This window comes from Streptomyces sp. RKND-216 (genome assembly GCF_004795255.1).
In the GTDB taxonomy this organism is placed as follows: Bacteria; Actinomycetota; Actinomycetes; order Streptomycetales; family Streptomycetaceae; genus Streptomyces; species Streptomyces hazeniae.
The window spans coordinates 1,607,467-1,620,275 of the sequence record NZ_SSBQ01000002.1 but is presented as its reverse complement, the minus strand read 5'-3'; the positions used below and the strand labels follow the sequence as shown (position 1 = coordinate 1,620,275).

Below are 12,809 nucleotides of genomic sequence, written 5' to 3'. Positions count from 1 at the left end.
TGTCGCCGGGGAACCCTCCTTCGATAGGCTGGGCCCCAACCCCCTCCCACGCACGTGCGACGGAAGCAACGATGTGCGGCTCCGTGGCAGGTGACGGGTGCGGTGCGGCACATCCGTCGCGGCCGCACCCCGCCGCCCCCGCACGTCGACCACGACCGCACGTCGGCACGACCCGCACGTGAAAGAAGAACCACACGAGGAGAGTCATCGGAAGATGGCCGGTCCCGCGTTCCGCGCAGCCGCCGTACGGGTGCGCGTCCCCGCCACCAGTGCCAACCTCGGCCCCGGTTACGACTCGATGGGCCTGGCGCTCGGCCTCTACGACGACGTGGTGGTCCGGGTCGCCGACTCCGGCCTGCACATCGACATCGCGGGTGAGGGCGCCGCGACCCTGCCCCGCGACGAGGACCACCTGCTGGTGCGCTCCCTCCGCACGGCCTTCGACTTGCTCGGCGGGCAGCCGCGCGGCCTGGAGGTGGTGTGCGCCAACCGCATCCCGCACGGCCGCGGCCTCGGCTCCTCCTCCGCCGCCATCTGCGCGGGCATCGTGGCCGCCCGCGCGGTCACCACGGGCGGCGAGGTCCGGCTGGACGACACCGCGATGCTGGAGCTGGCCACGGAGATCGAGGGCCACCCCGACAACGTCGCGGCCTGCCTGCTCGGCGGATTCACCATCGCCTGGACGGAGGGCGGCGCCGCCCGCGCGGTCCGCCTCGACCCCGCGGAGAAGGTTGTTCCGGTGGTTTTCGTCCCGGAGAAGCCGCTGCTGACCGAGACCGCCCGGGGCCTGCTGCCGCGCAGCGTCCCGCACGCCGACGCCGCGCTGAACGCCGGCCGGTCCGCGCTCCTCGTCGAGGCGCTGACGCGGCGCCCCGACCTGCTGCTGCCCGCCACCGAGGACCGGCTGCACCAGGAGTACCGCGCGCCGGCCATGGAGGAGAGCACCGCGCTGGTCGCCCGGCTGCGTGCCGACGGTGTGCCTGCGGTGATCTCCGGCGCGGGCCCGACCGTGCTGGCCCTCACCGAGGGCGACGCGGCGGACAGGGTCGCCCGTTCGGCGGGAGAGCACTGGACGGCCAACCGGCTGGGCCTCGACGCCGCCGGGGCCGGCGTGCTGCCCCTGGAGACGGGCGGCCCGTCCTCGTGAGATCGGATTGCCGGTGCGGGAGAGGGGGAATGTTTGTTGGAGCCGGTAGTGTTAACCTCAAGTCAGCATTCGCAGTCTCGTGGGTCGCGCCGACGACCCGTAGAGTGCGGTGCACGGTGTCCCTGTCAGGGACCACCTCTTCTTCCGGGAGCCCTCCTCACCGCTTGAGCATCCTGCCGAGCAGTGCCGTGCACGCTCCGGAACCGGCGTGATGGACATGTGTCACCGCTTCACGCCGAACCATTGAATGATCTTTCCGCCGTACGTACAGGTAGAGGCGGGACCACCGCCCCGGCCGGTCCGAAGGACGAGGGACCGCAGCCGGACAGCACGACCGGTCGCCGAGCCAGACAGGCCGACGCCCGCTCCAGGGAAGGACCCTTCGTGAGCGACACCACCGATCTGATGGGCGCCAACGCCGACAGCGCGACGAGCGCGGACAACGGCGCTGCGCCCGCCACGGACGCTCCTGCCGCCCCCAGGCGCCGGCGCTCGGGCACCGGGCTCGAGGGCATGGTCCTGGCCGAGCTCCAGCAGGTTGCCTCCGGCCTCGGCATCAGGGGCACCGCGCGGATGCGCAAGAGCCAGCTGATCGACGTCATCAAGGAGAAGCAGGCCGCGGGCGGCTCCGGCGGCGCGAACGCCGGGAAGGCGGACGCGTCCGCCGAAGCCGGTGAGACGAAGCCGAAGCGCCGGGCCACCTCCCGCGCACGCACCGGCGACACGGGCGGCGACGGCGACAAGGCCGCCGACCAGCAGGTCGGCATCCCCGTCCAGGGCGCGGACGAGCGCCCGGGCCGCCGCACCCGGGCCGAGGCCGCCGCGGAGACCGCTGCGGAGACCGCCGACGCGCGGAAGGACGGGCCGAAGCAGGACGCCAGGGACAACCAGGGCCGGGACGCCCAGTCCGGCCAGGGCAACGACGGCGGCCAGAACCAGGGCGGCGGCAAGGGTGGCCGCCAGCAGCAGGACCGTCCGTCCAAGCGCGAGCGGCAGCGTGACCGTCAGCGCGGCAACAAGGGCAACGACGGGGGCGGCCAGCAGAGCCAGGGCGGCGGCGGTGGCAACCGCGACCGCCGTGACGACGGTTTCGACGACGACGGCGGCGGCCGCAGAGGCCGCCGGGGCCGTTACCGCGACCGCCGGGGACGCCGGGGCCGCGACGACTTCGGGGGCGGCGAGCCGCAGATCTCCGAGGACGACGTCCTGATCCCGGTCGCCGGCATCCTCGACATCCTCGACAACTACGCGTTCGTCCGCACCTCCGGCTACCTGCCGGGCCCGAACGACGTGTACGTCTCGCTGGCCCAGGTCCGCAAGAACGGCCTGCGCAAGGGCGACCACGTCACCGGTGCGGTGCGCCAGCCCCGCGAGGGCGAGCGGCGCGAGAAGTTCAACGCGCTGGTCCGTCTCGACTCCGTCAACGGCGTCGCGCCGGACGGGGGCGGCGGCAAGGGCCGGCCCGAGTTCACCAAGCTCACCCCGCTCTATCCGCAAGAGCGGCTGCGCCTGGAGACCGACCCGGGTGCACTGACCACGCGGATCATCGACATGGTCTCCCCGATCGGCAAGGGCCAGCGCGGCCTGATCGTGGCCCCGCCGAAGACCGGTAAGACCATGATCATGCAGGCGATCGCCAACGCGATCACCACCAACAACCCCGAGTGCCACCTCATGGTCGTCCTCGTCGACGAGCGGCCCGAGGAGGTCACCGACATGACGCGGTCGGTGAAGGGCGAGGTCATCTCCTCGACCTTCGACCGCCCGGCCGAGGACCACACCACGGTCGCCGAGCTGGCCATCGAGCGGGCCAAGCGGCTCGTCGAGCTGGGCCACGACGTCGTCGTGCTGCTGGACTCGATCACCCGCCTGGGGCGCGCGTACAACCTCGCCGCGCCGGCGTCGGGCCGCATCCTGTCCGGTGGTGTCGACTCGACCGCGCTCTACCCGCCGAAGAAGTTCTTCGGCGCCGCGCGCAACATCGAGGACGGCGGCTCCCTGACGATCGTCGCCACGGCCATGGTGGAGACCGGCTCCCGCATGGACGAGGTGATCTTCGAGGAGTTCAAGGGCACCGGCAACATGGAGCTCAAGCTCGACCGCAAGCTCTCCGACAAGCGGATCTTCCCCGCGGTGGACGTCGACGCGTCCGGCACCCGCAAGGAGGAGATCCTCATGGGCAGCGACGAGCTCGCCGTCGTCTGGAAGCTGCGCCGGGTGCTGCACGCCCTGGACCAGCAGCAGGCGGTGGAACTCCTCCTGGACAAGATGAAGCAGACGAAGTCGAACGCCGAGTTCCTGCTCCAGATCCAGAAGACGACTCCCTCGCCGAACGGCGGCGACTGACGCCGCCCGCCCCCTCGGACCGGCACCGGGCCCGCCCCCACCGCGTGGGGGCGGGCCCGCCGCGTCGCCCCCGGGTGGCAGGCCGCGTGCACCGGGCGCGACGGGGCAGGACGGCAGGGCGCGGAAACTCGTCGGCGTGCCGCCGGACGCGTGGGGTACTCGCCCCGTTCGCATGACGCCGGACGGGAGGAGCGCCTCGCGCGATGGCGGAGCAGGACAGCAGGACAGGGCACGGCGAGCCGGACGAGCAGCCCCGGGGCGGGCGGCACCGGCGCAGGCGGAGGCGCGCCCTCGTCGTCACCGCCTGGACGGTCGCCGCGGTCCTCCTCCTCGGTGCCGCGGGCCTCGGGTTCGTCTACTACCGGCTGAACGGCAACATCGCCGGCGTCGACATCAACGGCCGCCTCGGCGGCGACCGCCCCGAGGACATGCCGCACGGCTCCGTTGACATCCTCGTCCTCGGCTCCGACTCGCGGTCCGGCGAGAACGCCCGGTACGGCGACGACGACGGGTCCGCCCGCTCCGACACCGCCATGATCGTGCACGTCAACGAGGCGCACGACCATGCCACGATCGTCTCGGTTCCCCGCGACACCCTGGTCGCCCGGCCCCCGTGCCGGAAGGCCGACGGCACTCTGGCGCCCGGCGCCGCACCGTCGATGTTCAACGAGGCCTACCAGGTCGGCGGGCCCGCCTGCGCGGTGAAGACCGTCGAGGCGATGACCGACATCCGCATGGACCACTACATCGAGGTCGACTTCACCGGTTTCAAGGAGCTGGTCGACACTTTCGGTGGCGTGCAGATCACCCTGAGTGAACCGCTGCAGGACGCGGACAGCCACCTCGACCTGGCGGCGGGCAGTCACACCCTGGACGGCGAGCAGGCCCTGGCCCTGGTGCGCACCCGGCACGCGGTCGGGAACGGCAGCGACCTGGGCCGGATACAGCTCCAGCACGCGTTCCTGCGCGCCCTGCTCGGGAAGGTCGACGACATCGGCCTCTTCAGCGACCCGGCGCAGCTCTACGACCTCGCCGACACGGCGACCTCGGCCGTCACCACCGACACGGAGCTGGACTCCGCCGCCGATCTGCTCGGCATGGCCAAGCTGCTCAGGGACGTCGGGCCCGGCGAGATCGACATGCTCACCATGCCCGTGCGCTACGACCCGGACGACCCCAACCGCGTACTGCCCCTGAAGGGGAAGGCCGACCAGGTGTGGGACGCGCTGCGCGCGGACCGGACGGTCCCCGAGTCGGCCACCGACGGCAGCGCGGGTGCCCGCAGCGACGCCGACGTCGTACGCCGGGAGCGCGGCTGACCGCGCCCCGCGCGGCGCAACGGACCCCGCCGGCCCCGGTCCGGGACGGAATACCGGGCGCCCCCACCCCGTTTTGTTCGTGTGCGGCCAGTAGTGGCAGACTGGTACGTCGGCCCCGGTTCACGCGGCGCAATCCGCGACGCGACCCGGCGCCCTCCCGAACCTAGGAGACACCTTGAAGCGCGACATCCACCCGGAGTACACCGAGACCCAGGTCAGCTGCACCTGCGGGGCCTCGTTCACCACCCGTAGCACCATGTCCGGCGGCAGCATCCGCGCGGACATCTGCTCCGAGTGCCACCCGTTCTACACGGGCAAGCAGAAGATCCTCGACACCGGTGGCCGCGTGGCCCGCTTCGAGGCCCGCTTCGGCAAGAACGCCGGGTCCGGCAAGAAGAAGTAGCGACCCGACAGCGCCGGTCCCCGGCCGCCTCAGCGCAGGCGGCCGGACCGGCGCTTCGTCGTTTCACCGCCGTACGCGGCGCGTCCCGGCGCCGGCTCCTGTCCGGCAGTGACGGGACCGCGACGCCGCGGCGCCACCCGCGCCCACTCCAGACAAGGACACAGCCGATGTTCGAGGCGGTCGAGGAACTGATCGGCGAACACGCCGACCTCGAGAAGCAGCTCGCCGACCCGTCGGTGCACGCCGACCAGGCGCGCGCCCGCAGGCTCAACAAGCGCTACGCCGAGCTCACGCCGATCATCAGCGCCTATCGCGCGTGGCGGCAGAACGCCGAGGACATCGACACCGCGCGTGAGTTCGCCGCCGACGACCCCGACTTCGCCGCCGAGGTGAAGGAGCTGGAGGCCGGACGCGAGGCCCTCACCGAGAAGCTGCGCCTGCTGCTCGTCCCGCGCGACCCCAGCGACGACAAGGACGTCATCCTCGAGATCAAGGCGGGAGAGGGCGGCGACGAGTCCGCGCTGTTCGCCGGCGACCTGCTGCGCATGTACCTGCGCTACGCCGAGCGCACCGGCTGGAAGACCGAGCTGATCCAGTCCAACGAGTCCGACCTCGGCGGGTACAAGGACGTCCAGATCGCCGTGAAGGCGAAGAGCAACGCCGAGCCCGGGCAGGGCGTGTGGGCACGGCTGAAGTTCGAGGGCGGCGTGCACCGCGTGCAGCGGGTGCCGGCCACCGAGTCACAGGGCCGCATCCACACCTCCGCCGCGGGTGTGCTGGTGCTCCCCGAGGCAGAGGACGTCGACGTCGAGATCAACGCGAACGACCTGCGCATCGACGTCTACCGCTCCTCCGGACCAGGCGGCCAGTCCGTCAACACCACCGACTCCGCGGTCCGCATCACCCACGAGCCGACCGGCATCGTCGTCTCCTGCCAGAATGAGAAGAGCCAGCTCCAGAACAAGGAGCAGGCGCTGCGCATCCTGCGCGCCCGGCTGCTGGCCGCCGCGCAGGAGGAGGCCGAGAAGGAGGCGTCGGACGCACGCCGCAGCCAGGTCCGCACGGTGGACCGCTCGGAACGCATCCGCACGTACAACTTCCCGGAGAACCGCATCTCCGACCATCGTGTCGGCTTCAAGGCCTACAACCTCGACCAGGTGCTCGACGGCGAGCTCGACCCGGTGATCCAGGCCTGCGCCGACGCGGACTCCGCTGCCAAGCTGGCAGCCTCGCAGAGTTGACCGAGCCCAGAGAGCCGACCCAGCAGCCCCCGCGTGGAGGACCGAAGGAAGTGCAGCCATCATCCGGGGGCGCCGGCCCCCGCTCCCGTCCGGTGCTGCTCGCCGAGGTCGCGCAGGCCACCCAGCGCCTCGCCGACGCCGGCGTGCCCTCCCCCCGCTTCGACGCCGAGGAGCTCGCCGCCTACGTGCACGGCGTAAAGCGCGGCGAGCTGCACCGCGTCGCCGACGCCGACTTCGACGCCCGCTACTGGGAGGCGGTCGCCCGCCGCGAGGCCCGCGAACCGCTGCAGCACATCACCGGCCGTGCCTTCTTCCGCTACCTCGAACTCCAGGTCGGCCCCGGGGTGTTCGTGCCGCGCCCGGAGACCGAGTCCGTCGTCGGATGGGCGATAGACGCCGTACGCGCCATGGATGTCGCCGAGCCGCTGATCGTCGACCTGTGCACCGGATCCGGCGCCATCGCCCTCGCCCTCGCCCAGGAGGTGCCGCGGTCCCGTGTGCACGCCGTGGAGCTGGACGAGGGCGCGCACCACTGGGCCGCGAAGAATGTCGAGGGCAGCCGCGTCACCCTGCACCGCGGCGACGCGTTCCGCGCGCTCCCCGAACTCGACGGGCAGGTCGACCTCGTCATCTCCAACCCGCCCTACATCCCGCTCACCGAGTGGGAGTATGTGGCCCCGGAAGCCCGCGACCACGACCCGTCTCTCGCGTTGTTCTCCGGGGAGGACGGACTCGACGTCATCCGCGGCCTGGAACGCACGGCGCACCGCCTGCTCAGGCCCGGTGGCGTCGTGGTGGTCGAGCACGCCGACACCCAGGGCGGCCAGGTCCCGTGGATCTTCGCGGAGGACCGCGGCTGGGCGGACGCCGCCGACCACCCCGACCTCAACAACCGTCCGCGATTCGCCACTGCCCGCCGGGAGGTGCCCTGAGACATGGCACGCCGTTACGACTGCACCGACGCCACCGAGCGCAAGACCGGCCTGCGTGAGGCGGCCGCCGCCGTACGCCGCCGCGAACTCGTCGTGCTCCCCACCGACACCGTGTACGGCATCGGCGCCGACGCCTTCAGCTCGGAGGCCGTCGGCGACCTCCTGGAGGCCAAGGGCCGCGGGCGCAACATGCCCACCCCCGTCCTCATCGGCTCGCCCGACACCCTGCACGGCCTGGTCACCGACTTCTCCGAGACCGCCTGGGAACTCGTCGACGCCTTCTGGCCCGGCGCCCTCACCCTCGTCGCCCGCCACCAGCCGTCCCTGACCTGGGACCTGGGGGAGACCCGCGGCACCGTCGCCGTCCGCATGCCGCTGCACCCGGTCGCGCTGGAGCTGCTGAACGAGTTCGGGCCGATGGCCGTCTCCTCGGCCAACCTCACCGGCGCGCCCGCCCCGCAGGACTGCGACGCCGCGCAGGACATGCTGGGCGACTCCGTCTCCGTCTACCTCGACGGCGGCCCCACACCCGACCCCGAACCGTCCTCCATCGTCGATGTCACCGGCAAGGTCCCGGTGCTGCTCCGCGCCGGCGCGCTCAGCGCCGAGGAGCTGCGCAAGGTGGTACCGGACCTCGAGGTGGGCAGTTGACGCCTCCTCCCGAAGGGCGTGGCATACCGGTCCAGGCGGGCCCCGGCGAGGCCGGGGTCTTCCGCATCCTCCACGTCTCCACCGGCAACGTCTGCCGCTCGCCGATCACCGAGCGGCTGACCCGGCATGCCCTCGCGGACCGGCTCGGCGGCCGGCTCAGCGACGGCATCGTCGTGGAGAGCGCCGGAACGTGGGGGCACGAGGGCGCGCCCATGGAGGAGCACGCGGCGGCCGTGCTGGTCGAGCACGGCGCCGACCCGACCGGCTTCCTGGGGCGTGAGCTGCTCGACGAGCACGTCATCCGCGCCGACCTGGTGCTCACCGCCACCCGGGACCACCGGGCGCAGGTGATCTCCATGGGGCATTCGGCGGGGCTGCGCACGTTCACGCTCAAGGAGTTCACCCGCTTGGTGCGGGCCATCGACCCGGCTACGCTGCCGCCTCCCGGCAGCGCCGCGGGAGTCGCCGAACGGGCCCGCGCTCTGGTGCAGGCCGCCGCCGCGCTGCGCGGCTGGCTGCTGGCGCCCAGTGCCGACGCGGACGAGATCTACGACCCGTACGGCGCGCCCATCCCGTACTTCCGGAGCGTCGGCGACGACATCAGCCACGCCCTGGACCCCGTTGTGACGGCGCTCACCGGGGTACCCGCACCCACATGACCCGGACGTGGGACCGGGCGCGCCACCGCCTGGACGCGGAGCGTCACGCCCGGACACGCGAAACCGCCGGCGGGCGCGAGCCGTCGTAAGGTGTGGAGGCCGGAGTGAGCCGTACCGCGAGGAACCACCGCAAGACCGCGAGACCCTGGGGATACGTTGCGTGAATATCTGCTGACGCTCTGCGTCACGGCCGCGGTCACCTACCTGCTGACCGGACCGGTGCGGAAGTTCGCCATCGTGGCCGGCGCGATGCCGCAGATCCGCGCCCGCGACGTGCACCGCGAGCCCACCCCGCGCCTCGGCGGCATCGCGATGTTCGGCGGCCTCTGCGCGGGCCTGCTGGTCGCCGGGACCCTCACCAACATCGGTGAGGTCTTCACCATGTCCGACGAACCGCGCGCGCTGCTGTCCGGCGCCGCGATCATCTGGCTCCTCGGCGTCCTGGACGACAAGTGGGGCGTCGACGCCCTGATCAAGCTCGGCGGCCAGATGATCGCCGCCGGCGTCATGGTCTACCAGGGCCTCACGATCCTCTGGCTGCCGATCCCCGGCGTCGGCAACGTCGCCGTCACCCCCATGCAGGGCACGCTGCTCACCGTCGCCCTCGTGGTCATCACCATCAACGCGGTCAACTTCGTCGACGGCTTGGACGGCCTCGCGGCGGGCATGGTCTGCATCGCCGCCGCGGCGTTCTTCATGCACGCCTACCGCGTCTGGTTCGGCTACGGCATCGAGGGCGCGGCCCCGGCGACGCTGTTCGCCGCCATCCTGATGGGGATGTGCCTGGGCTTCCTGCCGCACAACATGCATCCGGCGCGGATCTTCATGGGCGACTCCGGCTCCATGCTGATCGGCCTGGTGCTCGCCGCGGGCGCGGTCTCCATCACCGGCCAGATCGACCCGGACCTCATCGTGTACAACGAGGGGGGCTCGGAGCAGTCCGCCGTCCGCGGCATGGTGCCGCTGTACATGCCGCTGCTGCTGCCGTTGACCATCATCGCGGTGCCGGTGGCCGACCTGCTGCTGGCGGTCGTCCGCCGCACCTGGAAGGGTCAGTCGCCGTTCGCGGCCGACCGGGGGCACCTGCACCACCGGTTGTTGGAGATCGGCCATTCGCACAGCCGCGCCGTGCTGATCATGTACTTCTGGTCGGCGCTGATCGCCTTCGGCGCGGTGGCCTTCTCCGTGCAGGCCTCGTCGCTGGTGATCGTGCTCGTCGTCGTCGCACTCTGCGCGGTCGGTCTGGTGATCCTGCTCATGCCGCGCTTCACGCCCCATGTGCCCGCCTGGGCGCAGGCGCTGGTCCCGCCGCGGTACCGGCGCCCCGGCGCCGAGAACGCCGAGCACGCCGACGAGGGGCCCGCCGACGCCGGTTCGGCCTCCGGCCCGGGCCCGGAGCCCGGGCCGTCCCGGGGGACCGCCGAAGAGGAGAGCCGCGAACCCGCCCTCGCCGGCCTCCACGGCGCCACGGCCATCGGCGGCCGCCGCCACGGCCTCAACGAGCGCGGCTGACCGGCACCATGGGGGGCGTCAACGGGAGCACACTGGTCAACTCCCTTGTGTGACCGGCAGCACACGAGGTAGGTAAAGACCTCATCAAATAGTTTGTGATACCGTTCACGAGAACCCGGTGACACACCGAAGGGCCGCACTGAGACGGCCCTCCGGTGGGCGTTCTGCCCACTCAGCCGGGGATACGCTCGTCAACGACGACAGACGCCCCCGACTCCCCGGAGTACCCCCATGCCCAACGACGCCCGCATGCTCCTGCACTGCGCCGTCCCGACCGCCGCAGGCGGTGCCGTGGGTGCGGTCGTGAGTGGCCTGCTGGCCGGCGGCAAGGGTGCGATCGGCGCGGTGGCCGGAGCGGTGGTCGTGATCCTCTTCATGGGGGGTGGCCTCGCGGGCCTGCAGAAGACCGCGAAGTCGTATCCGCACCTCTTCCAGGCCATGGGCCTGCTGCTCTACACCACGCAGATCCTCTTGCTCGCCGTCGTCCTGATCGCCTTCAAGGGCACGACGCTGTTCGACGGCAGGGCGTTCGCCTTCACTCTTCTCGGGTCGACTCTCGTCTGGGTCGGCGCCCAGGCGTGGGCGCACTCCAAGGCCAAGATCCTTTACGTGGAGCCGGAGTCGACCACCGAGAAGTCCGAGCCGAAGTCCGAGCCGAAGACTGAGGCGCGCTCGTGAGGCGTAGGGCCGGTATAAGGACGCGTTCGAGCAACTGCTATGGTCCGATGCCATCTGCGGCGATGCAGCTGTGTCGGACGACCGGCTCTGCTTCTGTGAGCCGCCCCCAATTTCGTATGACCAGTCCAGTGCCGTTCCGCGACCCCGCGTCGCGCCGACACATCGAGGTAGCCGTATCCATGCGCCACGCAGAAGGAGCTCGCGGTGAGTGCTGACCAGATGCTCGCCTTCGAGACCGATTGCCACATCTTTGACGGTTGCGGCTTCCCGGCTCCGGGGCTCCACTCGTTCGTCTTCGAGCCGATGTTCACCGTCGGCGGGTTCGAGTTCAACAAGACCATGCTGCTGGCCCTCGTGGGCTCGCTCGCGATCGTCGGGTTCTTCTGGGCGGCGTTCAACAAGCCGAAGATCGTTCCCGGCAAGCTGCAGATGGTCGCCGAGGCGGGATACGACTTCATCCGCCGCGGCGTGGTGTACGAGACGATCGGCAAGAAGGAGGGCGAGAAGTACGTGCCACTGATCGTGGCGCTGTTCTTCTTCGTCTGGATCATGAACCTCTGGTCGATCATCCCGGTCGCCCAGTTTCCGGTCACCTCGATCATCGCCTACCCGGCAGGCCTCGCGGCGATCGTCTACATCACCTGGGTCTCGCTCACCTTCAAGCGCCACGGCTTCGGCGGCGCGTTCAAGAACTTCACCGGCTACGACAAGAGCCTGGGCCCGGTCCTGCCGCTGGCCATGGTGATCGAGTTCTTCTCGAACCTGCTGGTCCGGCCCTTCACGCACGCGGTCCGGCTCTTCGCCAACATGTTCGCCGGCCACCTGCTGCTCCTGATGTTCACCATCGCCAGCTGGTACCTGCTCAACGGGATCGGCATCGCCTACGCGGGCATCTCGTTCGTCATGACCATCGCGATGACGGCTTTCGAGCTCTTCATCCAGGCCGTCCAGGCGTACGTCTTCGTCCTCCTGGCCTGCGCCTACATCCAGGGCGCGCTCGCCGAGCACCACTGAGTGCCCTCACCGACCACATGTCCTGCCCGGTGGCCAACCCCCACCGGACCATGAAAGAGAAGGAAGATACGGCATGTCCGCTCTCGAAAACCTCGCTGCCGTCAGCGGCTCGCTCGGCTCCGTCGGTTACGGTCTCGCCGCGATCGGCCCCGGCATCGGCGTCGGCATCGTCTTCGGCAACGGCACCCAGGCCCTGGCCCGCCAGCCCGAGGCCGCCGGTCTGATCCGACAGAACCAGATCCTCGGTTTCGCCTTCTGTGAGGCGCTGGCCCTGATCGGCATCGTCATGCCGTTCGTCTACGGCACCTGAGCAGCGCTCGCTGACAGCCCGTTGCGACGAAAGGCACTGATGTGAACGCCCTGACACACATGGCGCAGGAGGGGGAGAAGCTCAACCCCCTCGTGCCGCCGATCCCAGAGCTGGTCATCGGCCTGATCGCCTTCGGCATCGTGTTCTTCTTCCTCTGGAAGAAGCTCCTCCCGAACATCAACAAGGTTCTGGACGAGCGGCGCGAGGCCATCGAGGGCGGCATCGAGAAGGCCGACGCGGCCAAGCTCGAGGCTCAGCAGACCCTCGACCAGTACAAGGCCCAGCTCGCCGAGGCCCGGCACGAGGCCGCGCGGATGCGGTCCGAGGCCGAGCAGCGGGGCGCCGAGCTCATCGCGGAGATGCGGGCCGAGGGCCAGCGTCAGCGCGAGGAGATCGTCGCCGCCGGTCACGCGCAGATCGAGGCCGACCGCAAGCAGGCGGCCCAGGCGCTGCGTCAGGACGTGGGCACGCTCGCCACGACCCTGGCCGGCAAGCTGGTCGGCGAGTCCCTCGAGGACCACGCCCGCCAGAGCCGCGTCATCGACCGCTTCCTCGACCAGCTTGAGGAGAAGGCCGAGGCTGCACGATGAACGCCGG

The 12,809-nt window shown here is 71.0% G+C and carries 13 protein-coding genes; all 13 read left to right on the top strand.

What is annotated here, in order from left to right; all coding sequences use genetic code 11:
* Nucleotides 1-214: 214 nt before the first annotated feature.
* The 13 genes from thrB (at nt 215) to E4198_RS06800 (ending at nt 12,802) form a co-directional block, all read left to right on the top strand.
* A complete protein-coding gene (gene thrB, locus E4198_RS06860) occupies nt 215-1,147 on the top strand; it encodes a homoserine kinase (protein ID WP_136182391.1) in 933 nt (310 codons plus the stop codon).
* 384 nt (nt 1,148-1,531) lie between these two features.
* On the top strand, nt 1,532-3,493 hold the full coding sequence (gene rho, locus E4198_RS06855) for a transcription termination factor Rho (RefSeq protein ID WP_136182390.1): 1,962 nt from the start codon (nt 1,532-1,534) through the stop codon (nt 3,491-3,493).
* A 203-nt stretch (nt 3,494-3,696) separates the two neighbouring features.
* A complete protein-coding gene (locus tag E4198_RS06850; protein ID WP_136182389.1) occupies nt 3,697-4,812 on the top strand; it encodes an LCP family protein in 1,116 nt (371 codons plus the stop codon).
* A gap of 175 nt (nt 4,813-4,987) precedes the next feature.
* Nucleotides 4,988-5,215, top strand: a complete 228-nt coding sequence (gene rpmE / locus E4198_RS06845) for a 50S ribosomal protein L31 (protein WP_027766034.1) — start codon at nt 4,988-4,990, stop codon at nt 5,213-5,215.
* Between the two features lie 167 nt (nt 5,216-5,382).
* A complete protein-coding gene (prfA, locus tag E4198_RS06840; protein WP_136182388.1) occupies nt 5,383-6,456 on the top strand; it encodes a peptide chain release factor 1 in 1,074 nt (357 codons plus the stop codon).
* 92 nt (nt 6,457-6,548) lie between these two features.
* The gene (prmC, locus tag E4198_RS06835) at nt 6,549-7,388 is read left to right on the top strand and encodes a peptide chain release factor N(5)-glutamine methyltransferase (protein ID WP_136185222.1); all 840 of its coding nucleotides are present in this window, start codon (nt 6,549-6,551) and stop codon (nt 7,386-7,388) included.
* A 3-nt stretch (nt 7,389-7,391) separates the two neighbouring features.
* A complete protein-coding gene (locus tag E4198_RS06830; RefSeq protein ID WP_136182387.1) occupies nt 7,392-8,039 on the top strand; it encodes an L-threonylcarbamoyladenylate synthase in 648 nt (215 codons plus the stop codon).
* Nucleotides 8,040-8,062: 23 nt separating this feature from the next.
* Nucleotides 8,063-8,698 carry a protein-tyrosine-phosphatase gene (locus E4198_RS06825; RefSeq protein ID WP_247597871.1) on the top strand — a complete coding sequence of 212 codons (636 nt, stop codon included), beginning with the start codon at nt 8,063-8,065 and terminating at the stop codon, nt 8,696-8,698.
* A 156-nt stretch (nt 8,699-8,854) separates the two neighbouring features.
* Nucleotides 8,855-10,210, top strand: coding sequence for an MraY family glycosyltransferase (locus E4198_RS06820; RefSeq protein WP_136182385.1), 1,356 nt, complete (start codon nt 8,855-8,857; stop codon nt 10,208-10,210).
* 231 nt (nt 10,211-10,441) lie between these two features.
* Nucleotides 10,442-10,888, top strand: a complete 447-nt coding sequence (locus E4198_RS06815; RefSeq protein ID WP_136182384.1) for a hypothetical protein — start codon at nt 10,442-10,444, stop codon at nt 10,886-10,888.
* Nucleotides 10,889-11,092: 204 nt separating this feature from the next.
* Nucleotides 11,093-11,902 carry a F0F1 ATP synthase subunit A gene (gene atpB, locus E4198_RS06810; protein WP_136182383.1) on the top strand — a complete coding sequence of 270 codons (810 nt, stop codon included), beginning with the start codon at nt 11,093-11,095 and terminating at the stop codon, nt 11,900-11,902.
* A gap of 73 nt (nt 11,903-11,975) precedes the next feature.
* On the top strand, nt 11,976-12,212 hold the full coding sequence (gene atpE / locus E4198_RS06805) for an ATP synthase F0 subunit C (protein ID WP_023531171.1): 237 nt from the start codon (nt 11,976-11,978) through the stop codon (nt 12,210-12,212).
* Between the two features lie 59 nt (nt 12,213-12,271).
* Complete coding sequence (locus tag E4198_RS06800; protein WP_136185221.1) at nt 12,272-12,802, top strand: F0F1 ATP synthase subunit B; 531 nt, start codon at nt 12,272-12,274, stop codon at nt 12,800-12,802.
* Nucleotides 12,803-12,809: the final 7 nt, after the last annotated feature.

What these genes read in the sequence shown, in the direction of transcription:
- thrB (WP_136182391.1), top strand. Translation starts at nt 215, where the DNA reads ATGGCCGGTCCCGCGTTCCGCGCAGCCGCCGTACGGGTGCGCGTCCCC.
- E4198_RS06850 (WP_136182389.1), top strand. Translation starts at nt 3,697, where the DNA reads ATGGCGGAGCAGGACAGCAGGACAGGGCACGGCGAGCCGGACGAGCAG.
- prfA (WP_136182388.1), top strand. Translation starts at nt 5,383, where the DNA reads ATGTTCGAGGCGGTCGAGGAACTGATCGGCGAACACGCCGACCTCGAG.
- E4198_RS06830 (WP_136182387.1), top strand. Translation starts at nt 7,392, where the DNA reads ATGGCACGCCGTTACGACTGCACCGACGCCACCGAGCGCAAGACCGGC.
- E4198_RS06815 (WP_136182384.1), top strand. Translation starts at nt 10,442, where the DNA reads ATGCCCAACGACGCCCGCATGCTCCTGCACTGCGCCGTCCCGACCGCC.
- atpE (WP_023531171.1), top strand. Translation starts at nt 11,976, where the DNA reads ATGTCCGCTCTCGAAAACCTCGCTGCCGTCAGCGGCTCGCTCGGCTCC.
- E4198_RS06800 (WP_136185221.1), top strand. Translation starts at nt 12,272, where the DNA reads ATGGCGCAGGAGGGGGAGAAGCTCAACCCCCTCGTGCCGCCGATCCCA.